Origin of the sequence: Bradyrhizobium sp. Arg816 (assembly GCF_029989365.1) — a bacterium.
Lineage (GTDB): Bacteria > Pseudomonadota > Alphaproteobacteria > Rhizobiales > Xanthobacteraceae > Bradyrhizobium.
This window is the reverse complement of record NZ_JAPRAQ010000021.1, coordinates 29347-51868: the sequence shown is the minus strand read 5'-3', so window position 1 is coordinate 51868 and position 22522 is coordinate 29347. Positions and strand designations below refer to the sequence as shown.

19 protein-coding genes and 2 pseudogenes are annotated in these 22522 nt (G+C 58.1%); 9 read left to right on the top strand and 12 right to left on the bottom strand.

Features of this window, described 5'->3' with window-relative positions:
• Window positions 1-116 precede the first annotated feature (116 nt).
• From OWC48_RS34815 to OWC48_RS34805, 3 genes and pseudogenes are all read right to left on the bottom strand, one after another.
• Window positions 117-1459: pseudogene (locus OWC48_RS34815) on the bottom strand (M16 family metallopeptidase).
• A gap of 89 nt (window positions 1460-1548) precedes the next feature.
• Window positions 1549-2965, bottom strand: a pseudogene (locus OWC48_RS34810) (M16 family metallopeptidase).
• Between the two features lie 323 nt (window positions 2966-3288).
• Window positions 3289-3999 carry a hypothetical protein gene (locus tag OWC48_RS34805; protein WP_282524041.1) on the bottom strand — a complete coding sequence of 237 codons (711 nt, stop codon included), beginning with the start codon at window positions 3997-3999 and terminating at the stop codon, window positions 3289-3291.
• 1142 nt (window positions 4000-5141) lie between these two features.
• Between OWC48_RS34805 and OWC48_RS34800 the strand changes: the two genes are divergently transcribed.
• Window positions 5142-5327, top strand: coding sequence for a hypothetical protein (locus OWC48_RS34800; RefSeq protein ID WP_282524040.1), 186 nt, complete (start codon window positions 5142-5144; stop codon window positions 5325-5327).
• A 493-nt stretch (window positions 5328-5820) separates the two neighbouring features.
• Here the strand turns inward: OWC48_RS34800 and OWC48_RS34795 are convergent, their stop codons facing one another.
• The 9 genes from OWC48_RS34795 to OWC48_RS34755 all read right to left on the bottom strand — a co-directional run bounded on the left by OWC48_RS34795 (window position 5821) and on the right by OWC48_RS34755 (window position 16041).
• Window positions 5821-6405: a tetratricopeptide repeat protein gene (locus tag OWC48_RS34795; RefSeq protein ID WP_282524039.1), complete on the bottom strand. Its 585-nt coding sequence runs from the start codon at window positions 6403-6405 to the stop codon at window positions 5821-5823.
• A gap of 31 nt (window positions 6406-6436) precedes the next feature.
• Entirely contained in the window at window positions 6437-8554 is a 2118-nt protein-coding gene (sctV, locus tag OWC48_RS34790; protein ID WP_282524038.1) for a type III secretion system export apparatus subunit SctV, read from the bottom strand.
• A 7-nt stretch (window positions 8555-8561) separates the two neighbouring features.
• Window positions 8562-8990 carry a M48 family metallopeptidase gene (locus OWC48_RS34785; RefSeq protein WP_282524037.1) on the bottom strand — a complete coding sequence of 143 codons (429 nt, stop codon included), beginning with the start codon at window positions 8988-8990 and terminating at the stop codon, window positions 8562-8564.
• A 2-nt stretch (window positions 8991-8992) separates the two neighbouring features.
• Window positions 8993-9532: a hypothetical protein gene (locus OWC48_RS34780; protein ID WP_282524036.1), complete on the bottom strand. Its 540-nt coding sequence runs from the start codon at window positions 9530-9532 to the stop codon at window positions 8993-8995.
• A gap of 33 nt (window positions 9533-9565) precedes the next feature.
• Complete coding sequence (locus tag OWC48_RS34775; RefSeq protein WP_282524035.1) at window positions 9566-10456, bottom strand: hypothetical protein; 891 nt, start codon at window positions 10454-10456, stop codon at window positions 9566-9568.
• Between the two features lie 114 nt (window positions 10457-10570).
• Window positions 10571-10804, bottom strand: coding sequence for a nodulation protein NopA (locus tag OWC48_RS34770; protein ID WP_282524034.1), 234 nt, complete (start codon window positions 10802-10804; stop codon window positions 10571-10573).
• A 71-nt stretch (window positions 10805-10875) separates the two neighbouring features.
• Window positions 10876-11172, bottom strand: coding sequence for a hypothetical protein (locus OWC48_RS34765; RefSeq protein ID WP_282524033.1), 297 nt, complete (start codon window positions 11170-11172; stop codon window positions 10876-10878).
• 905 nt (window positions 11173-12077) lie between these two features.
• Entirely contained in the window at window positions 12078-13877 is a 1800-nt protein-coding gene (locus tag OWC48_RS34760) for an HrpF/NolX family T3SS translocon protein (protein WP_404979855.1), read from the bottom strand.
• A gap of 1462 nt (window positions 13878-15339) precedes the next feature.
• A complete protein-coding gene (locus tag OWC48_RS34755) occupies window positions 15340-16041 on the bottom strand; it encodes a secretin N-terminal domain-containing protein (RefSeq protein WP_282524032.1) in 702 nt (233 codons plus the stop codon).
• Between the two features lie 192 nt (window positions 16042-16233).
• On the opposite strand from OWC48_RS34755, the gene OWC48_RS34750 reads away from it, so the two are divergent.
• From OWC48_RS34750 to sctR, 8 genes are read left to right on the top strand one after another with little or no spacing between them, the layout of a single operon-like run.
• Complete coding sequence (locus OWC48_RS34750) at window positions 16234-16755, top strand: nodulation protein NolB (protein WP_282524031.1); 522 nt, start codon at window positions 16234-16236, stop codon at window positions 16753-16755.
• A 17-nt stretch (window positions 16756-16772) separates the two neighbouring features.
• Window positions 16773-17627 (top strand): type III secretion system inner membrane ring lipoprotein SctJ, encoded by an 855-nt coding sequence (gene sctJ, locus OWC48_RS34745; RefSeq protein WP_282524030.1) that lies wholly within the window; start codon window positions 16773-16775, stop codon window positions 17625-17627.
• A gap of 19 nt (window positions 17628-17646) precedes the next feature.
• On the top strand, window positions 17647-18267 hold the full coding sequence (locus OWC48_RS34740; protein WP_282524029.1) for a nodulation protein NolU: 621 nt from the start codon (window positions 17647-17649) through the stop codon (window positions 18265-18267).
• Window positions 18264-18887: a type III secretion system stator protein SctL gene (gene sctL / locus OWC48_RS34735; protein WP_282524028.1), complete on the top strand. Its 624-nt coding sequence runs from the start codon at window positions 18264-18266 to the stop codon at window positions 18885-18887. The genes OWC48_RS34740 and sctL overlap by 4 nt, the downstream gene beginning before the upstream one ends.
• Window positions 18884-20239 carry a type III secretion system ATPase SctN gene (sctN, locus tag OWC48_RS34730; protein WP_282524027.1) on the top strand — a complete coding sequence of 452 codons (1356 nt, stop codon included), beginning with the start codon at window positions 18884-18886 and terminating at the stop codon, window positions 20237-20239. The genes sctL and sctN overlap by 4 nt, the downstream gene beginning before the upstream one ends.
• Window positions 20215-20751 carry a hypothetical protein gene (locus OWC48_RS34725; protein ID WP_282524026.1) on the top strand — a complete coding sequence of 179 codons (537 nt, stop codon included), beginning with the start codon at window positions 20215-20217 and terminating at the stop codon, window positions 20749-20751. Before sctN ends, OWC48_RS34725 begins: the two co-directional genes overlap by 25 nt.
• A gap of 57 nt (window positions 20752-20808) precedes the next feature.
• Window positions 20809-21864, top strand: a complete 1056-nt coding sequence (sctQ, locus tag OWC48_RS34720) for a type III secretion system cytoplasmic ring protein SctQ (RefSeq protein ID WP_282524025.1) — start codon at window positions 20809-20811, stop codon at window positions 21862-21864.
• Window positions 21857-22522, top strand: a complete 666-nt coding sequence (gene sctR / locus OWC48_RS34715) for a type III secretion system export apparatus subunit SctR (protein WP_282524024.1) — start codon at window positions 21857-21859, stop codon at window positions 22520-22522. Before sctQ ends, sctR begins: the two co-directional genes overlap by 8 nt.

Below are 22522 nucleotides of genomic sequence, written 5' to 3'. Positions count from 1 at the left end.
GAGCGGCGGGATGGTAACTGCCCGACGAGCGAATATCTCCGCGCTCAAGGCGGGTGGCTAGACGCACTCTGCGCGCAACAGGGAGGCGCTTGCTAAGCGCCCGGGCTGCTAGAAGGTTAATTGGGTGGCGCCGTCAGGGCGGCGTCTAGCTGCTCGGCGCCTGGCGCGGGTGTGGTCCCCGATGGCATGGTGGTCGGCTGCGCTGCGTCCTTTTGGGGGAGCGGCCGACGATAATTGTGAGCAGACCCTCGCCCCACAGCCGCCGCGCTGCTCTCTTGGCGTCCTCCAACGTCACCCCATCGACCACGGCGTTGTGCTTTTCGACATAGTCGATGGGCAGCTTGTCAAGCTGAAGCTGCAGCAGCGTTCGCGCAAGCTTTGATGATGTGTTCAGAGCCAGCACTTGCAAGCCCTTCAGGTAGGACTTTGCATCATCGAGTTCCTGCTGAGTCGGTCCTTCCTCGGCGATGTGGGGACCTGCTTCTCGATTTCTTCGACCGTTTGGCCGGCACGATCGGCGCAGGTGCCGCTATTGCCGAGAAACATGGCTGAATGATCCAACCAGACCAGGTGCTCACGGACGGAATAGGCCAGTCCGCGCTTCTCGCGGACTTCGCGGAACAGGCGCGACGTCAGGCCGGCGCCGCCGAGGATGTGGTTGACGACATAAGCGGCCATGAAATCGGGCTCGCTGCGACGGACGACTGGACCGCCAAAAGTCACAACTGTCTGCGGCACGTCGAGCGGAATAAAGACCCGCTGCGGCGGCTTTGCTGCCACGACTTCGGGAACCGACGTCGCTTCCGCTTTGGTCGGCAGGCTGCCAAAGGACTTGTCGAGCAGTTTGCAGAGCACCCCTGGATCGACGTCGCCGACCACCGCGATCTTGAGCGTGTCTTTTGCGATCACGCGTCGAACATAACCCTTGAGATCCGCGGCCTCGATCTTCGGCACGCTTTCCAGCGAGCCGCCGGCTGGGCGAGCATAAGGATGATCGCTAAAGGCGCCTTCGAGGAACTTGCGATGGGCCAGAGACGAAGGATCGGTCGAGTCGTGCCGAAGGCGCGCAAGCACTTGGCACGGGTCCGTTCGACATCGGCCGCGTCGAAACGCGGCGAGGTTAGCGCCATCCCTAAAAGGTCGAAGGCCTCGTCCGCATTGTCCTCGAGCGTGCGCAAGGCACCGCGGAAGTGATCATGGGTCGAGCGAAAACGCAGCTCAATGGCACGACGGTCGAGCCGCTCATGAAAGGTCTGAAGTCAAGGTCGCCGGAACCTTCCCTGAGCAGGCCAGCAACCATGTGGCCTACGCCAGGTTTTTGAGGGGGATCCCGAGTCGCGCCGCCAGTGAAGGCAAATTCCATCGCGATCAACGGGACAGTGGAATCCTGCACGAACCAGGCTTCGATACCGCAAGGCGAAACCAGGCGCGTGATCCTGGTCCGCGCAAGCGTCCTCATGGCCGCAAGCGAATTTGGCTAAGCGAGCATCGCGATTGAGAGCGAAGCGCCCCCGAGGAGGATCCCACGTCGTGTGCAAGGATGGATCACTAGGGCTTCTCCCCGTCTTTTGGCGTAGACTCTCTGATGAGATAGCCGGTCACCGATCGTTTCTTGTCGAGCCATTTCCGCACGGCCCCGTGCACCTGCTGTGCACCGACCGCGCGGATGCCGTCCGACCAGCCTCGAATATCGTCGATGCATAGTCCCGTTGTCAGGCCGCGGCCATACCAGCGCGCGAGCATCTCCTGATCGTCCTGGTCGTAGGTTACCTGCGCGATCAACCGCGTCTTGACCCGCGCGAGATCTTCGTCGCTCGCGGGGTTACGCGCAAGGTCGGCGATTACCCCGTCGATGGAGCGCTCGATCTGGCTGAGTTTGACGCCAGGTTTTGGTATGGCAGAAATCTCGAATAGCGAGGGATCGAGCGCGGCAGAGTGGTAGCGCGCTCTGGCAGTGACCGCGAGCTGGTTTTCGACCACCAGCGAGCGATAGAGATATGAGTTGACGCCGCCGCCCATCAACTGCTCGAGCACGTCAAGCACTGGACCCTCGCCTGCGGCCGCGGTGCGAGCCGACGGTACGAGATAATAGCGGTGCAGGGCTGGCTGCTCGACGCGGGAATCGGCCAACCTGCGGCCGCAGGCGTTCCAGGGGAATCGATGGTTGCCTGGGGATGCCGCCAAACGTCTCCTTGACCATCGAGCAGACTTCCTTGGAGGCGATGTCGCCAGCGACAATCAGGATCGCGTTGTTCGGTGCATAGAAGCGCTGGTAGAAGGTAAGCGCGTCCTCCCGGGTAAGCTTTTCGATTTCCTGGCGCCACCCGAGAATGGGGGCGACCGTAGGGTGGTTAAGCTAAAGCGCCGCCATCATCTGCTCAGCGAGCCGTTCGCCTGGATGGTTGGCGACGCGCTTGTTGAATTCCTCCAGCACGACGTCCCGCTCGGACAGCCCGTTCTCATCTTTGAGACTGAGGCCGGTTATGCGGTCGGCTTCAAATTCCATCATCTTGCCAAGGTGCTCGCGCGGCACGTGCTGGAAGTAGCTGGTGTAGTCGAATCCGGTGAAGGCGTTCTGATTGCCGCCCGCGCGCAGCACGGCCTCGGAGAATTCGTTCGCCGGATGTTTGGAGGTGCCCTTGAACATCAGGTGTTCGAGGAAATGCGCAAGCCCCGATTTGCCAGGCGGCTCATCGGCGGAACCGACCTTATACCAGATCATCTGAGTCACAACGGGTGTGCGATGATCCGGGATCACGACCACCTGCAGGCCGTTTTGAAGCGTGAAGCTAGCTGGTCGATCTGATCTGATCGTGTCGGCAATGACGCTATCCTCATGGGGAAGGTATACGTCAGTGTGATCATCTATTCTGTGCTCGACCGCCGGCGCAGTGCGCCTCGTCGATTCGAAGGCATTAGCGGCGGTACCTCCCGCCTTGGCGGTGACCGAAATCCGGTTCTTCATGGCATCGCCTTTCGTTGCATACTGATCCACGTTTATGGCGGGCAAATCCGATAAACGGGGGAGCCGCAGGTCGTTTTGGAAAACAGCAGAGCAAAAACCGGACCAATTGCCGAATCGCGTGCTCACAGCCGCGCGCACCTCCGAACCGGCGCATAATTGTCTGGCCAAAGGTGAGCCGTCGACGGTCGTGAACACGACATTGCGCACAACGCGCCAGGACAACTTGGCGTCAACTGACGGAATGGAAACTTGCAGAAAGGGTGGATTGAGCGGCGATATGGCGCCAGTGCACTTTAGGCAGGCTCGCTATTACACATCTCGCTTTACACGATGAGGGGCTTAGCAAGATTTCTCATGGTCGCGAGGCGGGAGTCGGCGAGCAGCTCCTTGGAGTACACTGCGCCGAAATAGTCCAGGACGAAGGTGCCAGAGTAGCGTAGATTATGCGACGCTCGGATTACGTTATCGAGAATTGTGGCGGCTTGGTCGATGCGGTCGCGATAGCATGCGCGGATAACGTTAACGGCGTTCATCGAGTGGACCGCCTCGTCGGCAATAACCTGCCGCAGCCAATGATGGAACGTGTTGTTCCCAAGGGCATCATAAAATGGCTTTTCTGCTGCATAGGCGCGGCAAGTGCACATCTCATCAAACGCGATTATAACCATTAGGGAGAATTCGTCCTTCAGGTGTTCAACGATCGGACCAAAATCATGCGGTCGGGCGTCCAATCTCGCCCGCAGATCCTTTTCCGACCCGTCAGCAACAAGTTCAATGATCCGGATGAATCCGTCGGTGTGGCGCTCTTCGTCAATCTCCCAGGCGTTGAAGAATGCCGCAGCTTCATCGGAAGCAATAAGATTTCGCGCCACTAATTCTTGTTTCAGATACCGGGCGTCATATTCCGTGTACAGATCAGGCCACAATTTGTCCCAACGAGCGCGGACAGCCGACGGCTCGGCGGCGAACATCGCTGGCGTAAGAGCATCGAATAATTCTTTTGGACTCCAGTTCCGTCGAAACGGCGTGATCATCCGAGTGCCCCTAATCGTACCGTGCAAGCGCTCCGGCTCAACATTGTTGTCATCTGTTGTCAGCCGTACGCTCGCACAGCATATGCTACAAACAAACAAGAGATGCCGTCGTCTCCTTGTTTTGGTAGGCTGATGGCCAGAGGCCTTTCGGCTGGCTGACGCCTCCTCTTGAATGGCGCAGTAGCCTTTCGTGATGCACACCGCCGCAAAACCAGGGACACTCGTCATTGCCGGTCCAACACGGCCTCACCTGACTCCGGCGGCGCCGCCATGCTGACAGGCACCATAGTTTCAGCGAATTCACGACGCCGCCTGTTTAGGGGGAGGACTGCGGCACGTTTTGAAGCACAATGAGCGGCACACGTGGCATCGGATGGGAGGCTCGGGCACCAATCGGATGTGGACCAAGGGGTGGTTAGTCTACGTCCCAGGAGATCCCGGCCGTTGGGCTCGTTCCCATAGCCTTTTACTTTTCGGAACTTGCGGCGATACTACTTAAGATGAGCATCGATGAGTATCTATGGCCTTCTTCGATTTCGCTTAATGAATCCCTGTGCACTCCCGCCGCGCAAGCGCACTGCTAAATGCCAAAGGAAGGTTACGCGATTATCTACACGACCTGGTAAATCGCCTAGTGTTGCGAGATCAAGAGGATTTGTCTCTAATCAGCATTTCGGTTGTCGACCCGCGAGGTAAACAACTGCTCAGTCTCGCTAGCGTCGATGAGACGGAGGAAGTCACAGTTGCGTGCCGTTTGCTGTTTATGGAGCCAAAGGGATGCCGGCAAAGCACCGGCCCTCTTCGTCCTTCAAATCACCAACAAACGGATTGCTCATTACTCCTGAGGATTCGAAAGACAGGCCAGATCACAGTCATCTGATGGAGATTGCAAGCCGAAACTATTCCTACATTCCGCTATCCGACCAATAAACTGAGACAAGGGGGTGCAGAAGCGCACGGATGGACCACTGCCGAGCCGGGTTTTATGGGGATGTGCTCCTTGTGGAAGACGTTCATTGTCGGTCCCCCTCATGCCGACAAGTTTCTGCCAACCGTTCACGCCTTCCACTCCTACCGCTAACGGATCGAAAACCGTTTTCGAGCAAGTTCTTGCCCGGGATAACAGGGGAGGAGATCCACACATGACCGGATCGGCCGTTATGGAAAACGTGCGCCGCTATCGCGCGATAGCTTCGTTGTGCCGTCAGTCCGCCGCATTTCGGCCAATCCAACGGGACTCATTACAAGCGCAAGCTGCAGAGTGGGAGGAACGCGCGATCGCTGAGCTCGAGAGATACTTTAGTTCCTCGGCCGCATGTTTTCGTTAACGGCAGCGCCTCGCAGATCCACATCGAACAATAAGTAAGGTTCACGAGGGAGAAGGTGGCCAGGTGATCCGGTTGCGCAAGCCAGCCGTCGTGAAATCATATCGGCGTTGGCGCTACTGTCTTCAGCTGCGGCAAAGATATAAGTGGCTGCTCGCATTTGGCATCTTTGTTCTTGTTCCACTTGTCGCCCTCCTTGGCGGGATTGAGTGCCATCATCGAGTCACTTACCTCAGCAAAACCCAACGCTGCTGCGCGAGCTTTCGCTGTGTATATAGAGGACGAGCGGTTCGTGGCCACGAACCGGAGCTGACGTTCCAGGAGGATTCGCCTGGGTTGTTGGCCAGCGGATGAGTGACGCTGAAATCTATCGTCGAGGTGCTTTCATTTCATCCAGCAAACTTAAGACTTTGACATATCAACCATTGGCGGTTTGGAAATGAGCGAGTACGGCGGGTTGCCATTGGGGCGATCCGCTCTTGTTCGTTGACTACCTCTAACGGTACGGTGCGTGCCGGCCATCCGCTTGCAGTTGTGGGTCGGGATTGCCGTTCTGCGTCGTCCCTTCAAGGGCGAGCGACAGCTTGAGATTGTTGCTCAACATCGGATTTTCCGGGTCAATTGCCAGAGCTTGGCGGTATAGCGTTTGCGCCTCGTGATGGCGGCCCTCGTGATCGAGCATAACACCTTTGGCATTCAGTGCGCGCAGGTCGCCGGGTGCTGCGAGCAAGATGTTGTCGAGCACCTCAAGCGCCTCATCAGCGCTTTCACGCATCAGCAGGCTCCGCGCAAGAGGAATCGCCGCATCGACATTGTCCGGTCGTTGCTTCAGCGCATCGCGCAAAGCCTTCTCGTCAGCATCCCGACCGAGGGCGTGAGAGATGCGCTCGCGCATAGCTGGATCGACCTCCTTGGCCCCAACCAGCTCTGCCGTAGACGTCGACTGCCGTGAAAGACCCGACGTGTGCGAGTTGGCGCAACCCGCGAGCAGCACAATGGCAAGCATGGGGAGAAAGGCCGAGCACGAATGGCGACGGAAGTTACGCCAGCGCCGCAAAACATTAATGTTACATGAATTCATAAGCGACCTCACGACCCCACGCCTGTGCTCGTCAGCCGGCCGCAGGGAGGAGGTCACGATGCCCGCCTTTAGGAGTCTTGTCCTTGCCAGGCGCAAGTTTGACGGAGCCAATCGGCTGGACGGTGAAATCCGAGGCGAGATCCTGATACGAGAGAACAGGTAGGTCTATTCCATTGCGGGTGAGAAAGCCGCGCACGAAGCGCCGGATATCCATCGAGCCCAGGATAACTGGCTGGTTCTGACCGCTCGCGATGTTCGAATGGATCTGGCGAAATTGTGCAAGTAGCATCTCGCTTTGCCGATCCTCCAAAACGAGGTAGGGACCGACAGCGGTCTCGCGCACCGCACCTCGCACGATATCCTCGGTCTCACGCTCGACGATAAAGGCAGCCACAACACGATGGGCGTTGGCATAGCGGTGACAGATCTGCCGCTTCAGAACTGAACGCACATATTCGGTGAGCAGTACGGCACTTTGCTCCCGTTCGCTCCATTCTGCAAGCGCCTCCAGAACCAAACGGGTGTTCCGGATCGGGATGCCCTCGTCCAGCAAGCGACGTAGCACATCCGCGATGCGAGGGATCGGTGTCGTGCGCAGCACCTCCTTCACCAGGTCGGCATATTCCTGCTCCATCCGGCTAAGCAGCTGACGCGTTTCCTGAATGCCCACCAGGCGCTGTGCATAGCGTGTCAACGTCGACTGGACGCGCAAGGCGATGATTTCGCTCGGACGGTGGTGCCCTATTCCGGCAGCTTTGAGAGCGGGCGCATGGCCTTGTTCGATCCAGATCCGATTCGTGTCTGGGTCCTGCCAAAAGGGAATCCCGCTCAGTTCAATGTTCGCCACGTCGTCGTTAAGTAAGAGTTGTGTCGGGTCAATGGCGCTCTCCTCCACCGGCACTCCTTCGACATCCACCCGGAATTGCGATTGGGCCAGGTGCTGTGCGCTTTGGGCGGGAATGCGTGGAATTGTGATGCCAAGATCAGCTGAAACCAGTGCCGAAACCCGTGCGACGCACTGCTCGAGTTCCCCTACGTCGATTGCATGCATCAGGCTCGGCGCTAGCAACAGTGCAATCGGAAGTGCCTCCGCGGGCACGGTTTGCTTCTGACCTTGTGCGGAAGCGGGAGCCGAGCCGGTGGGACCGGCGTCGGCCTTTAGAGCGGTCTTGCCCTCTTGCACGCCAACCTTGAGAAAGCTGGCGGCGGAGAACAGCGCGGCCAGTATGACAAAGGGCGGCAAAGGGAAGCCGGGAACGAACCCCATCACAAGCAAGACACAGGAGGCCAAGCGTAGCGCTTGTGTGCTGGCCGTAAGTTGGTTGACGATATCGGCGCCGAGATTGAGTCTGGAAGGACCGTTGACACGAGTGACAATGGTTGCGGCTGTAATGGACAGCAGCAGGGCCGGAATCTGCGAAATGAGCGCATCACCGATCGTCAGGATGGTATAATGATGCATCGCCTCCTCGAGGGACATGCCCTTGGAAAGCGATCCGATCGTGATGCCACCCAGCATGTTGATGCAGATGACTATTAGTCCGGCTATGGCATCGCCCTTCACGAATTTCATAGCGCCGTCCATCGCGCCGTGCAGTTGGCTTTCTCGCTCCAGCGCGCCGCGCCGGCTGCGGGCTTCGTGCTGATCTATATGGCCGTTGCGCAGCTCCGCGTCGATCGCCATCTGCTTGCCCGGCAGCGCATCGAGCGTGAAGCGCGCCGATACCTCGGCCACCCGTTCGGCGCCTTTGGCGAGAACCATGAACTGCACCATGGTCACGATCAGGAATATGACAATGCCGACGGCGATGTTGCCGGATATGACGAAGTCGCCGAATGTATGAATGATACTGCCGGCATCGCCCTCGGCTAGGATCAGTCGCGTCGTTGCAACGGTAAGAGCAAGACGAAAGACGGTGGAGATCAGGATGACGCCCGGCAGGGACGAAAAGTCGAGCGGCGTGTTGAGATACAGGGCTACCATCAACAGCAATATGGCAAACCCCAGATTGAAGCCGATCAGCATATCGATAACGACGATCGGGATCGGCATGATCATCATTCCGATCGCCAGAAGAAGCATCAACGCGACCATCAAATCCGGGTGAGCCGGCGCACGCGTGATGAGATTTCGTAGAAGGTTGGCCATGGAAGCCTTATTGTTGTTTGATTGCAGCTGGGCTGCCCCGCAACAAAACATAGCGTTTGAAGACGGCTTGCGCTTCGGTCATGCGGCCAGCGTGGCGCAGGGCGTGGCTGCGCATCAGCATCAAGGGCGGGCACGAAGATGGCTCGTCATCCAGTTTGTCAAGCCTGTCCAATACCGACAGTGCTTCGTCACCGCGACGCTCCGAGATGAGAGCGTAAGCCAAGATGCGGAGCAGGCCGATGTCTTGAGACTGTTCGTGAGCGACCAGCCGCAACAGAGCCAGGCTCTTAGCGCTCTGTCCGCACGCAAGGTAGACGTAAGAAAGCACGCAGAGCAAATCTCGCTCCGGCCCGGAGATCAGCTCGATAGCGCCGGCTTCGGAAACGATCGGCGGCCGTGTAGATGTGAAGTGTTGCACTTTGTCTGGCCCGAGCATTGCTAGCCTTTGATCAAGCCGTTGTGAGTCTGCCGGAGCAGGATTAAACGTTGCAGCTCCAGTTGCAGAAGGGCGGCCCCTTCACGTGGCACCAAATCCTCTGGCGCGGCTGATAGCGTATCAGCCAAACGCTCCAGAAGAAGGCCGTGTTGCTCTGGACGCAGAACATGCGAATGGCGTAAGCGCGGCGTCACAAAGGAGAGCAGACTGTGCGCGAGATTGGGCTCATTAAGCCAAGCGAGTTCCGAGCTTGGCTCGATCTGACCTGGCGGGGCGCGCGCCTCGTCTAGATTGATGCGCGAAACTGCATCGATCGAACTGAGCTCGAGCGCGCTCTCGATCGTGGCGTCCACCAACCGATCCAGTACGTCACTAGGACGAGAAAGTGAGGTTTGGCTCTTGTGATCATTGCCACGCGTCCGGTCAATCCCGATGGACTTGGCCCGAGAATTGACCGGCGTGATGGCAGATGCATGATGATCAACGTTTGGCTCCTGAAAAGAGGTGCCGGGCTCGACGGGATTGGGGGGCAGCCTAGTCATGGCGCTTTGCTTCCTTACCTGCGGCCTAAAACGCTAATAGGGTAGAGTGGCAAGCCGGCCATCGCGGCTCAGCAGAACACGCCCTTCCTCAATCCCGTAGACGGTCCATCCATTGCTCAAGAGCGCGCCGACGAAATACTTTTGACCAGCAATGACAATATAGGGGTCGCTCCCGCGCCAAACAGCTTGGACCCCAATTGCGGGAGGCGTCTTCTCATCCTTGATGGCCACTGCATTGACGAGCGTATAAGCGCCATTGCTATTGTGATCAAACCGCTGCTGGACGTCTCGCCATGTGGCGAGCGAGGCGGGCGTAACAGTGCCATCGGCGGTGACAACGCCCGCCCCAGAGCCGACCTTGATGCCGACAAGGCCCGCTCTGTCAACTTCCTCTTGCAACCGTTCGGCAGCTGCATCGGTGGCCAGAGCATCAGGAGAGCTGAGCGCCAGCTTGGGCGCAATGTCCGGAGCAGGTGACGACGGACTTGACGCCACGGTGGTATTGGTCTGGACAAAACTGGATGAGACTGCGCCAACCGCGGCAGAGCTGATCAGGACCAAAGCGAGAAAGGCGAGCGATATATGCCGGCGGTCGATGGAGTCAGCTTGTTTGTAGTCCTCGATCGTCCAGCGAATGGACATCGCCCCGGCATGCAAAACGACAGGAAGAGGGACAACAATGGATTCGTTCGGTAAAACAGTCTCGTGCCCCTCGATCCTAACGTCCCTCGCAAGGGCCTCGATCTCGATTGAATCGGAATGGGGGGTGACACGAAGATGGTGCGATTCGAGGCCTTGTTCGACGAAGATCAAGTCAGCATCGAGGCTGCTGCCAATCAGACACGATCCGACCCCCACTTTACTTGTCAGCCCGGAGTAACACCCCGACAACACTTCGAAATGCGGGCAATTTGGTTCATTCACGGTCGGTTTCCTGAACAGCGAACGGAACCGTACGGCAAAACCGTACGGCCCGTGCGACTTCACAGACTAAGCAGCCGGGGAAAGTGGGGCGGCGACGTCGCCCCATCTCATCCCTTACTGCACCCGCTCATCGGCGGCTTTCTTGACGGTCGAGAGCTCGGTCGAGACGACCCGAAGTTCCACATCCCTCTCAGCAGCCTTTGTGCTGGTCGCAGTCAGGGCGGCGATTTGCCGTTGGAATGCCGCCTCTCCAGCAGCTTCAGCAGCCGTGGAAGCGGCTGCAGCAGTAGCGGTGCCGGCTGCCCCACCTGCAGTCGAGGTATGAGACGCACCAACATTTTTAGACATACTATTCTCCTGTGTGCTCGAATTGCGCCGCGACGTGCGGCTCCTATTTCCAAACGTCGCAACATGCAACGTCAGGAATCCTCCTCTGTCTCGGCCATGACATCGTCGAAATGGCTCATTGCACTATTCGCAACTTGGAGAGCAGCGGCTCCCAAAGCGGCGCTGAACGCTTGCTGCATAGCGGCTTCTTGCGAGTTGCCGCTCGGAGTGGGCGCGCCGCCGTTTTCGGGAATGTTTGCATCAGGCGATCGGGCATGATCGTCGCGCTCGCCAGGCTTGTGAGATCCGTTTCTGCCGCCGCTTTTGCCGCCAGCTGCATGGAGGTCAACATCGACGTGCCCAGCGCCGCTAGAGCTCGTAACGCGCATCGGGTTCTCCTATGTCAATTCGATCGTGCCAATGGAGGCCTTGTCCGCCATCAACTATGCAAGTATTAGCTTTCGAGAAGCTGACGAGTCGTAGAAAATGCAATGAGCCGATGTGATGAGCAACGTGCTCACCCGATCAAGCTCCACAAACGATTGTTTGTCTTAACCTGGTCCATCACCATTATACATCTTCACCAGCCGACCGTATTTCAACAAGTTGCCCGCGAAAGCTGGAGATCAGATGGTCGAAAGCTTCAATAGCGAAATATCAAAGCTACACAAAAGCGTTTTCAGCTCGACGTGGCTGCAATCTCGGGCGCACGTCCGTTGCGATGCCTCCGAGCTCTTTCGACAATTTGCTTGCGGTCACGCGAAGCGGCATGGAGCTTGACCTGGTCGGAGCGAGGGGCAAAGCCAGAGTGACGGCCGATTGAGCGGCCAAGAGCGGTCTCTCGGTCCTGGCGGGGCCATAGCAGATCCGTCAATCGCCACCTACTTTTCAGGAAGACCGAGCAGAAGCCCGCCACTGGAGCAAGAGCCCTTTGGGACTTCTACGGCTTCGGACCAATGTGCTCTCGATCCTTGCGCAAGCGGTAAGCTCCGCGGCTGCGGCCGGTCTGTCGCGTAGTGTTAATGCATCGCGGTCTCGACAGGCGGCGTTGCAGTCGATGGAACTTCACAGCGGCAGACTGGGTTTGAGGTCGGATTCGAACGATCGAGTGCGGCCAACATGGTTTTGCACACAGTGAAGAGCCGAAATAAGTTCCTCGGATTCGGGGGCAGTCTCAAGTATGCTGGTAGAGCTTGCGCGACCTAGTGCTCGGCAGAGAGGCCCAACCGCGCGGAGGCCGCGCAAGCTCGATTAGCATTTCCAGCGTGATCCTGAGAAGATGGCGTCCCTCCGCCTAGGCGTTAGCGCCTGCAGCTTGCAAGCGCTCGGATTCGATGCGAGCCTTTAGGTTATTCAGATAATCCTCCGCGCAGGACTGGGCCACCGAAACCGGCAGGTTGATGCCGGCCGTCGCGGCTTCTTGAATTGCCTGCTTCACCAAGCCCTCTCGCATTGCCAATTTGACCTCAGGTCCGGCGATGCAGCCCACCGCCTGTGCCGCAAGGTTCAGCCCGGCTTCTTCCAGCGCTTGCTTTATGTTGCCGCCACTGACGGCAGTATGAAGAAGATTTGCAGCTTGCGCCTCGGCTTCGAGCACCATTGACGCCAGATCGGCCAATTCACCCAAGCCTGGAATGAAGCCAAGTACACCGACTGCTGTTGCGGCCCAATCGAATACCTTAGAGCCAACTTTGAGCACGTCGTTAAGTGCGTGCATGAAGGCGCCACCGTTCTTTTTGGGAGACTTGATGTCGGGCTGGTCTGCCATGCCCGTCGTCATGTCCGCGACCGCGTCCTGCTCGGCAGGCGTTCGGACGGCATGCGTCTTCACTTGGTGAACGGTGCGGTTCGCACCCGACATGTTGTTGAAGAAATGGTCGAAGTCGCTGTTGCTGATGTTGCCGGAATCGACCGTATGGCCGCCGCCGAAGTCGAAGAACTTGTGGTGGGTTTTGTAGCCCGTAATCGCGTTGTTCATCAACCCGAACAACACAGGATCGCAGAGCAGCTGGGAGGCCGCATTTCGCACCTCGGGCGCGAGGGTCTTATCATCGACCATGCTCGCCAGCTTTTCCCGGGTCAGGTCACCCTTCCCGAAGAAAGCGTTTTGGTTCTTGCTGATCGTATTGAGCGTATCGAGCTCGGCTTGCGTGAGATTGATCGATGATGAAGCAACCTGCAGGAAGTCCTCTTTGTGGACCTTGTCTATCGAGCCACCGTACAACTGCTTCCATTCATCCGGATGGTCGAGGAAGTATTGAGCGGCCGCGAGGACCTGTGGCGGGCATTTGCCGGTTTTAGCTTCGCCGTCGACGATCCGCTTGAAATCCGCAAGGCTCAGGTTCTTAGGCAGATTGTCGGCATAGCGATAGAGCTCGCGCAATGCATCGGTCTGGGTCATAACCGATGGCTCGCCATTCCGGGTGCCGTCGGAAGGGATGTAGTTTTGCGTATAGCTCTCTGCCCGCTGCTCCTGGAAAGCAGCAACCTGAGGGTGGTGATCGGAGAAGCCGGAGAGATCACCTGCTTTGATCTTCCCGCCGCAGCGGCCGTCACCTTGCGAGCCTATCGCATAGAAGAGCTCTGGGTCCTGTTGCAACGCCTCGATCGCCGCCTTTAGATCCGGCGGAGTGGAGGGATCGTTGGCCAAATCTCCAAGGGATTTCCAATCCAGCGGGCATTTGTCTTTGTGTCGGTTCAGCACCGACACAATCTCCAGCTCGGCATCAGTCAGCGTGCCGCTGTTCCACGTGATCCTGGAGCTTTGTACGGGTGCCTCTGCAATCTTTGGGGCGCTCGCAGCGGAGGAGGACTCCGCGGAGGATGGCTCTGGGGCCTGCTGACATGCGTCAAGTGCGGCCTCGATCTCCGGCGGGAGGATGCTCCGCACCTCCTGCGTGAGTTCCTCCGTCAGCCGCTTGGCTGAGTCTGCAGCCGGCGGATTCTGTGGAGTGGAATGGTCATCGGCATTGTCTTTCAACGAGAAACTAGCCAGCATCGCCTCGAAGTTTGAAAGATCCCGCGCCGATGAGGGCCCGGGGGCCAGTCCGGACATACTCGAGCTGGCGGTTAGCGATAGGTTGTTGACTGACATTATACGTCCTCTGATTTGAGATCGCACCACACTGGTCATGTGGCGCAGCCGGAGAATCGCGACGAACAACGAGCAAGAAATGTCGACAGGCTTCGATGGCTCCTACCACCTGCTTCCAATTGCTCAGTGCGCCCCAGCGCTCAGTTCCGCTACAATCTATAGGCACATCGCCGTCTAGATATTCACGCCACATGGTAGGTTCGATTAGCTTTCCAAAAGCTGACGGCGCTCAGAGGTTTCACAACGAGACGCGCAGTGATGGTGTGAGAGGCGGTGATGGGTTCTCGATATCGGAATCGGCTTTCTTGTTATGCTCGATCGCTTGCCTCGGGGCCAACTAGGTCGAATTAGCGAGGCCGATTCTGCCGCTCTGCGGATGATCACGTGCGCCGATTGGTCAAACAACGTCGCAGGTCTCCGCAGCATCTTATGGTGAAATGACCCACGCGGAGCGACCTCGCGCCGGTGTCCAACGAGAGTGTTGGCGCTTGCGTAGATGCTGCGGACCGTATTGCGCCGCGCGGATCGAAGCTCAGCTGCACTCGGCATTCTTCATGTCATCGTGCTTAGCCGCTTGGCGAGTGTTCGCCCGAACCTACAGGCCAAATGGAAGGGTTCAGCGACGGTTTTGACGAATAAAACGTTCTTCCGTGTGAGGCACACCCGGGATGGTGAGCGTTGTTGTCCGGACACCCCTGGTAGCTATGAGATCGCCGCTTCTTAGCATTTCGATCTGAGCGGGCGTAGCTGTTTGGCCAGTGAAGACCCAGTCGTCCTTGGCGCGACGACCGTTCGCCATGGCAAAATCTCCAATGTCCGGCGGAGCACCCCTGCGTCAACAGGGGCCCGGCTTGAGACGGTCCAGCGTGAGGTGACCCGGCCCGCATGAGCCAAGGCTCAAGATCTTGAAATCGGAGGCGTCCGTGCGGTGTTGAGCGATCGGCTGTTGAGAATTGGACCGCTCGTCGCCACTCAATGATGGCTCACACCCGATGATCTGCCTCCGAGTTCCTGCCAAATTAGGTCCTGGCTGTATTCAGGTATTTCATGCAATGCCATTAGTTCACGCTCAAACTCCCTTGGACTGGCGAGCGATGAGGACGAGTGGGACGCTGGGCTGTTGTCCGCCCGGCTTAGCGCGTTGAAGTCCATCCCGTTCCTCCTTTTGGACAACGGAGTGGGTTTCATTCTTATACGACGAAGCTCATTTGCATGACGGACTTCGTGGAGTTGTTCAAAAGCTCGCATGAGGCGCTAAAGTGGCAAAGCACGCTCACCGATGCTGCTGGCTAGAATTCTGGTTCGCATCCGTGGCTCCGGTTCGGACGTTTATTGCGCCACCCTGCGGCATCGGCCATCTACACATCCGCGCTCTGACAATGGCAGCAGTAGCTTTCGAAAAACTGACAGAGGGCATAAGCAGACGCATTGCATCTCTTCCAGGCCATCAGTTGTCATCAAGTCATTTCTTACCTACATCGGGTGTGTGGACCGCGCCGTCTTGATGTGGCGCCTCCGGCGAAGGAGCGTCATTCGGTCGTCCTTCGCGAATGACCACGCTGGAGGATCCCCGAAACAGCATCAAAACCGACTCGTGCGGCGGCTTTTCGGCACTGCTCGGGTTTCGCCGTGCCTGTGCCTCCGCCGCAAGTCCTTTTACTGTTTGCTCCACAAGCGCGACAAAGCGGGGTGGACCAGAGGCGAAGACGAGGCCATCTCCCGGTACGGGTCTCACGATGTAACGCTCGTCGGAGATGTTGAGCGCATCGAGTGCCGCCTTGAACGCATCAAAGCTGATTGGACTCAAGACCAAAAGGCGGCTTTGCGCCTCATGCGCATCGGATACGTAGAGCACCAGCCCATCGTAGTACCACTGAAGATTGTAGAGATTAATCAACCGTTCGAGGAACTCTCGCGGTGGGAGATCCGGCATTCGCCCGCGAATCCGCCCCTTCACCCCGGTGCTGACATTGACTCTGATATTTAGGTTGTTGCCGAATTCCTGCAGTGCGGCCGCGAGGTCCTGATCCAGAACTGTGTAACTATAAGGCGTCGATGGCAGCGCCAGGGGAGCGCCGAGCGCCTCGACGACGCCAAAGCAAATGAAAACACCAGCATAGAGAACTTTCGTCAAGATGTGCAGCCTTGTGGATGGGATGAGCATTCCTGCTATTTTTACACTTGAGAACAAGCACCGGAATTCGTCCCAAAATGTGGAAGCCGATGCTTCGTCCCAAATTGGAAGCTAACCGTGATCATTAGATGACAGATGCTCGTCAGTTTTTGGTCAGCTTGCTTCTCCAAAGGTGCGGCCCATTCGTGTGAACGGAACGGCTCATCTCACCACGGGACAGAAATGATTTCCTCCATGTTGTTTGGCGTTACGTCGATCTCTGCCAACTCCGTCGAGTGTGCCTCCAACGGCTGTTCGCCGGCGCACGCTCAGTTTGGCGAGAGTCTTGCGCAGGCGGCCTCGAACCAAGGTGTCGCCGCTTCTGCGACCGAGCACGCGCCAGCTCCATCGCTGCCGGAAGTGCATCGCGCAGTAGCGCCGGAGAGCCTGCTAGGCGATCGCGTCCTTCAGAGCATTTCTGCTATCCACCAGGGCAGACCATTTCCGTCGGGGGCAGTTTCGCCGGCGCTCGTCGGCGAGCCTGATCCTACCAAGAGTCTGCAGCTTGGGCCGGCCGCGCAACCGGTCTTGCGTGTGCAGCAAGTGGAGGTGCATCCAGTGGGCCAACCGGAGGGTGCGGATCATTTCGACTCGGCGCTGACGAATCTGCGGGATGTTTACAACGGCGTCATCCAGGTTTCGCTCATCTCCAAGGGGACAGGTGCTGTGAGTTCATCTCTGAATAAGCTTCTATCGGCGGGCTGAGTGGGTCGTTGGCTGTCTTGACGAAAGACAAGATCGGTAATGGCTGTCGCGCAAGAAAGCGGCTTCATGCTCTCGTCCTGTTGCCGCTTTTGCTGACCCTCGCCGGTTGCAAAGCTGATCTGTATACCAAAGTTCAAGAGCGTGAAGCTAACGAGATGCTTGGGCTGCTCCTGAGCAAGGGCGTCGATGCCATTCGTGTTGTCGGTAAGGATGGGACCAGCACAATTCAGGTGGAAGAAAAGCAACTCGCCTACTCAATCGAGCTGCTGAATGATCAGGGCTTGCCGCGCCAATCCTTCAAGAGCCTTGGTGAGGTGTTCAAGGGGGCGGGCCTCGTTGCCTCTCCGGTTGAGGAGCGAGCCCGCTACGTCTATGCTCTCAGTGAAGAATTGTCGCGCACGATCAGCGATATCGATGGGGTTCTCTCCGCCCGTGTTCATGTCGTTCTGCCGAAGAATGATCTTTTGCGACAAGATGCAACCCCGTCTTCGGCGTCGGTGTTCATTCGATACGCCTCCAACGCGAAGCTCTCAGCCTTGCTGCCGCAGATCAAGATGCTCGTCGCCAACAGCATCGAAGGTCTATCATACGACAAGGTGGCGGTCGTGTTCGTGCCGGTTGAGCGGGCTCATCATGAGGTCTCCGTTGTGCAAACGGCAGCTTCCACCGAACCAACCAAGTTCATTGCAACCCCCATTGCGATCGGTGCAGGAGGTGGGCTCGCCGCGTTGGGCATTCTATCTTACGTGCTGCTGAGCACACGTGGGCGACAGCTTCGTCAATCCTGGCTCAAAGTGACAAGTTTCGGCAGAGATGCCAGCAAGCCAGCGGTCCAGTCCGCCGGCAAAAAGCTCTCCTCCGATCCGAAATAGTGGCAGCAGGTTCGTATCGATGGCATCCACTAATCCAAGTTATTCACTCAACCCGCATTCCGATCGCCTGCGCGAGCTTGCCGCTTTGATCCATCCCAGCCGGTTTGCCGGCCATCTTGATGGGCTCCTGTCGGCAGCGACAGTGCTGCAGTTGCAGAAGTCTCCGAGACTGCAGCAAAGACTCGTCGAATTGCTGCCAGGTAGTGAGCTGGTTGCGAAGGGAACCGACTGGGGTAGGGACGTTCTGCTCGGGCATGATCCGCGTCGGGCGGCGCTGCTCGCTGGCAGTATCTGGCATGCCCGTTCGGTGCTGAAGCTTGTGTCAAGGCATGATGTAGCGATTCTGATCGAAAATATTGGTGCCGAAGCACATGCTTTCGCAATCCGACACTTATCCAGCGCCGTCGCACCCACATCGATTGACGATCCGCAGAAGCTGGCGAGCCAGATTGAACATGAGGGATTTGCCTGCCTTGGCGCTTGGCTCAAGGACGCATCAGAGCTTAACCGTGTGCGCGTTCTTTTCCGCTTACCTGTGGGGACCACCGCCGAATCTCCAGCCGCCGAACACCACAACTCAGCGGGTAAGTTACTGTCTTTGGTGGTGGCCCACTTGGCCACGGAGGAGCCAGCGGCATGACGGCCAATGAAACAGTCTTGCCAGATAGCCCGCGAATACGGCCGCTCGGTCCGCTCATACCAGCCGCGGAACTTGGCATCTGGTACGATGCGGTACAGACGCGCGCGCTAGCCGAGCGATACCTGCGGCAGGTTCGCAGTTGGGCAAGGAAGGCCTATCAGCAGGAGCGGGAGCGCGGGCACTGCGACGGTCTAAGGTCAGGCTCGGACGAAATGGCACAGCTGATTGCCCGAGCTGCTTCCGATGTGGCGGGGCGAAAAGCCGTTCTGCAACAGGAGTTACCACACCTCGTCATTGAGATATTGACCGATTTGTTGGGCTCCTTTGATCCGGGTGAGATGTTGGTAAGGACCGTTCGTCACGCTGTCGAGAAAAGATATGGCAGCGCAGAAGTATGCCTTCACGTGTCTCCTGTGAACGCTGATGCACTAAGACATGAATTCCTGGCGTTCGATGGAACGAATGGTCGGCCGAAAGTCAGAATTGATCCGGACCCTGCCGTGGGGCCGGACCAGTGCGTTCTGTGGAGTGAGTTCGGCAGTGTCGATTTAGGACTTGCCGCGCAGCTCCGCACATTGCGTCTCGGCCTTAATCCATCTTCTCAGGAAAGCTATCCGTGACGACGCAACAATCAGGCCATGATCAAGCCGGCGGAGAAGGAGATGTGCGTGCGGCGATAGCATCTCTGAGGTTCGCAGCAAAGGATGTCGATACGCGTGCCGTGCGGGGACGGATCACGCGTGCGATCGGCACCTTGCTCCATGCCGTGTTGCCAGGGGCCCGTGTTGGAGAACTTTGCCTATTGCAGGATCACGCTTCCGGATGGTCACTTGAGGCGGAAGTCATTGGTTTGCTGCCGGACGGGGTGTTGCTGACGCCCATTGGCGATATGGTAGGCTTGTCCCACCGCGCGGAAGTGCTCCCGACCGGGCGCATGCATGAAGTGTCAGTCGGGCCCGACCTGCTCGGCCGCGTGATCGATAGCTTCGGCCGCCCACTCGATGGCAAGGGGCCGATAAAGACGGTCCACACGTGTCCGCTCCGCGGCAAGGCGCCCAACCCGATGAGGCGGCGTGGCATCGAGCAGCCGTTTCCGCTCGGCGTTCGCGTGCTGGATGGACTTCTGACGTGTGGCGAAGGTCAGCGGATCGGAATCTATGGAGATGCCGGTTGCGGTAAGTCGACGCTGATGTCGCAAATTGTAAAAGGTGCGGCCGCAGATGTCACCGTGGTTGCGCTCATAGGAGAGCGTGGACGCGAGGTGCGTGAATTCATCGAACGTCATATTGGAGATGCCCTCGCTCGCACGATCGTTGTCGTTGAGACATCCGATCGATCGGCAATGGAGCGGGCGCAATGCGCTCATATGGCGACCGCACTCGCCGAGTATTTTCGTGATCAAGGGCTGCAGGTCGTTCTGATGATGGATTCGCTGACGCGCTTTAGCCGTGCAATGCGCGAAATCGGCCTTGCCGCAGGAGAACCTCCTACCCGGCGCGGCTTTCCTCCCTCCGTCTTTGCGCTGCTGCCTGGACTGTTGGAGCGTGCCGGTATGGGCGAGCGGGGCTCGATCACGGCATTCTATACCGTGCTTGTCGAAGGTGACGGTACGGGCGATCCGATCGCCGAAGAGTCGCGCGGCATTCTCGATGGTCATATCATTCTTTCGCGCGCGCTGGCCTCGCGAGAGCATTTTCCCGCCATCGACGTGCTGTCGAGCCGAAGTCGTGTCATGGATGCGGTCGCCTCTGGTCCACATCGCAAGGCGGCATCCGTCTTCCGTGATCTGCTCTCGCGCTATAATGAGGCTGAGTTCCTGATCAAGGTCGGTGAATACAAGCCGGGCAGCGATGCACTGACTGATCGGGCAGTCGATTCAATCGAGGAACTGCGCGCATTCTTGCGCCAGGGACAGGACGAGCCGTCTAGCTTTGAGGAGACCGTTTCATGGATGTCGCGTCTGACGGCCTGAATCTCGTGCAAGCGTCGAAATTGCGGCTGGTGAAAGACATGAGAGAGCGAAGCGCGCTTCGTGAATTGTCGAACATGGAAGCCAGGCGCCGAATTGCGGTCGAAGCGCTGCAGCGAGCGTCTGAGAATCTTGAAGGCGCGGAGAATCGTCGCGCCAAGGTCGAAGCTGAACTTTATCAGGAGCTGGCGTCGCTCAAGACGATGTCCGTGACCGAGCTCGATCGTCGCTGTCAACTCGTCCTTGGGCGACTGGCAGCACAGATCGAATCGGCACGCCAGGCGCGTGAGCAGGCGCGCGTCGCGCATGAGCAGGCTCAGCGGTCAGTGAATGAGGCGCGGACCATATGGGCCAAGCGTTCGGCGGCGAGCCAGAAATGGGAGGAGATTGAGGGCGATGTCCAGCGCAATACCGCTGTCCGTTTGGAGTGTGCAGCCGAAATCGATGCCGACGACGAGGTTTTGCTCCGATATAAGGGTGGTTCGCGCAGCCAAGCGGTCGGTGGCTCGAACTGATGGCTCGTTCTCTCATGACGTCGCGAGCTGCGCCCATGGAACCTGTCGGTAAATGCCGTGGGTGAACCCGCACTATTTCAGCCAGCGGTAAAGTTGTCGCATGGCGTGGTCTCGTGGCTCAACGAGATCGCCGCACCACGCACGGTTCTGCAGAGCCGCCTTGGCGATAAGCCGCTATCGATCCGTATAAGCCGGCTTGTTTGGCAGGCCGAGCCATATGCCATGTCGATGCTTGATTGCGTATTTTGCGCCGGAGGCGAGACCGCTGTCTTGTCCTTGCCCCGCCTTCTCGTCGAGGCGCTGATTTCAATGGTCCAGTATGGCCTTACTTTGCCTTCCGACCCAACCCGCTCGCTGCTTCTCGAACTTGTTCTGGAACCTTGGCTCGCTCGATTAGAGATCATGCTCGCGCGGAATTTGCAGCTGATCCGCATCGAAGACGCGACGGCCAAAGACCCCTATTTGGAGCTCGACGTTACTTTCGGGCCGCTGGCGGTCAAGGCCCGCCTGTTCTTGTTCGCGCCACTTGACGGTCTGGTTCCGTCTGCGTTTCGTCTGTTAGGCGAGTTGATCGGCCGATTACCGCGGGACTTAGGCAAGATTTCTTCGGAATTGCCGGTCGTGATTGCGAGAGAGATCGGCTCGCTACGGGCGCCCGTCAGGCTTCTTCGTCAAGCACAGCCCGGCGACGCGCTGCTGCCCGACGTCATTCCATTTGCCTATGGCCAGCTCATCCTCGCTGCGGACAAGTTGTGGGCGCCGGCGCAGGTCGCGGGCGACAGACTTATCCTTCGGGGACCATTCCGCCTGCAGTCCCATCCTCTAAGGTATGCAAATATGACAATACGATCCCAAGCGGAGCAATCAATCCCGCCCTCGGAAGCCGACATCGACAGTGTTGAGATCACGCTTGTGTTCGAATGCGGCCGCTGGCCCATCGCGCTGGGTACGTTGAGAAGCATCAACGAGGGGCACGTGTTCGAGCTCGGCCGTCAGCTGGACGGCCCGGTCGACATTGTCGCCAACGGTCAATTGATCGGCCGCGGCGACATCGTACGTGTCGGTGAAGCGTTGGGCATCCGGTTACGTAGCAGGTTGGCGGTCAATGGTTGACATTCAACCGAGCATCCTTGCGCTTGTTGCGGCGACCGTCGGCCTTGGCCTCTTGACGTTTGCAGTCGTCACAACGACGGCGTTCATCAAGGTTTCCGTCGTTCTCTTCCTGATCCGCAACGCGCTTGGCACTCAGTCCATACCACCGAACATCGTACTGTATGGCGCTGCATTGATCCTTACCGCGTTCATAGACGCCCCGGTATTCGAGCAAACATACAACCGCGTGACCGATATGCAACTTCGTTACCAAACCGCCGACGACTGGTTGACCGCTGCCAAGGAGGGCAGCGAGCCGCTGCGCGCCCATCTCAAGAAGTTCACCACTGAGGAGCAGCGCACGTTCTTCCTGTCGTCGACGGAACATATCTGGTCGGAGGAGATGCGCGGCAACGCAACAGCCGATGATTTTTCGATCCTCGTGCCGTCCTTTTTGATCTCGGAGCTTAAGCGTGCGTTTGAAATCGGTTTCCTTCTCTATCTTCCGTTCATCACAATTGACCTGATTGTGACGACAATTCTGATGGCCATGGGCATGTCAATGGTGTCACCAACAATGATATCCGTTCCTTTCAAGCTTTTTCTGTTCGTCACAATCGACGGCTGGTCACGGCTCATGCACGGATTGGTCTTAAGCTACGCATCTCCGGGGAGTTGA

Bases quoted from the DNA above. Each gene is read 5' to 3' on its own strand.
- sctR (WP_282524024.1), top strand. From the start codon at position 21,857: ATGGTTGACATTCAACCGAGCATCCTTGCGCTTGTTGCGGCGACCGTC.
- OWC48_RS34760 (WP_404979855.1), bottom strand. From the start codon at position 13,877: ATGTCAGTCAACAACCTATCGCTAACCGCCAGCTCGAGTATGTCCGGA.
- sctV (WP_282524038.1), bottom strand. From the start codon at position 8,554: ATGGCCAACCTTCTACGAAATCTCATCACGCGTGCGCCGGCTCACCCG.
- OWC48_RS34765 (WP_282524033.1), bottom strand. From the start codon at position 11,172: ATGCGCGTTACGAGCTCTAGCGGCGCTGGGCACGTCGATGTTGACCTC.
- sctL (WP_282524028.1), top strand. From the start codon at position 18,264: ATGACGGCCAATGAAACAGTCTTGCCAGATAGCCCGCGAATACGGCCG.
- OWC48_RS34805 (WP_282524041.1), bottom strand. From the start codon at position 3,999: ATGATCACGCCGTTTCGACGGAACTGGAGTCCAAAAGAATTATTCGAT.
- OWC48_RS34780 (WP_282524036.1), bottom strand. From the start codon at position 9,532: ATGACTAGGCTGCCCCCCAATCCCGTCGAGCCCGGCACCTCTTTTCAG.
- OWC48_RS34755 (WP_282524032.1), bottom strand. From the start codon at position 16,041: ATGCTCATCCCATCCACAAGGCTGCACATCTTGACGAAAGTTCTCTAT.
- OWC48_RS34770 (WP_282524034.1), bottom strand. From the start codon at position 10,804: ATGTCTAAAAATGTTGGTGCGTCTCATACCTCGACTGCAGGTGGGGCA.
- OWC48_RS34795 (WP_282524039.1), bottom strand. From the start codon at position 6,405: ATGAATTCATGTAACATTAATGTTTTGCGGCGCTGGCGTAACTTCCGT.
- OWC48_RS34800 (WP_282524040.1), top strand. From the start codon at position 5,142: ATGACCGGATCGGCCGTTATGGAAAACGTGCGCCGCTATCGCGCGATA.
- OWC48_RS34725 (WP_282524026.1), top strand. From the start codon at position 20,215: ATGGATGTCGCGTCTGACGGCCTGAATCTCGTGCAAGCGTCGAAATTG.
- OWC48_RS34785 (WP_282524037.1), bottom strand. From the start codon at position 8,990: ATGCTCGGGCCAGACAAAGTGCAACACTTCACATCTACACGGCCGCCG.
- OWC48_RS34740 (WP_282524029.1), top strand. From the start codon at position 17,647: ATGGCATCCACTAATCCAAGTTATTCACTCAACCCGCATTCCGATCGC.
- OWC48_RS34750 (WP_282524031.1), top strand. From the start codon at position 16,234: ATGATTTCCTCCATGTTGTTTGGCGTTACGTCGATCTCTGCCAACTCC.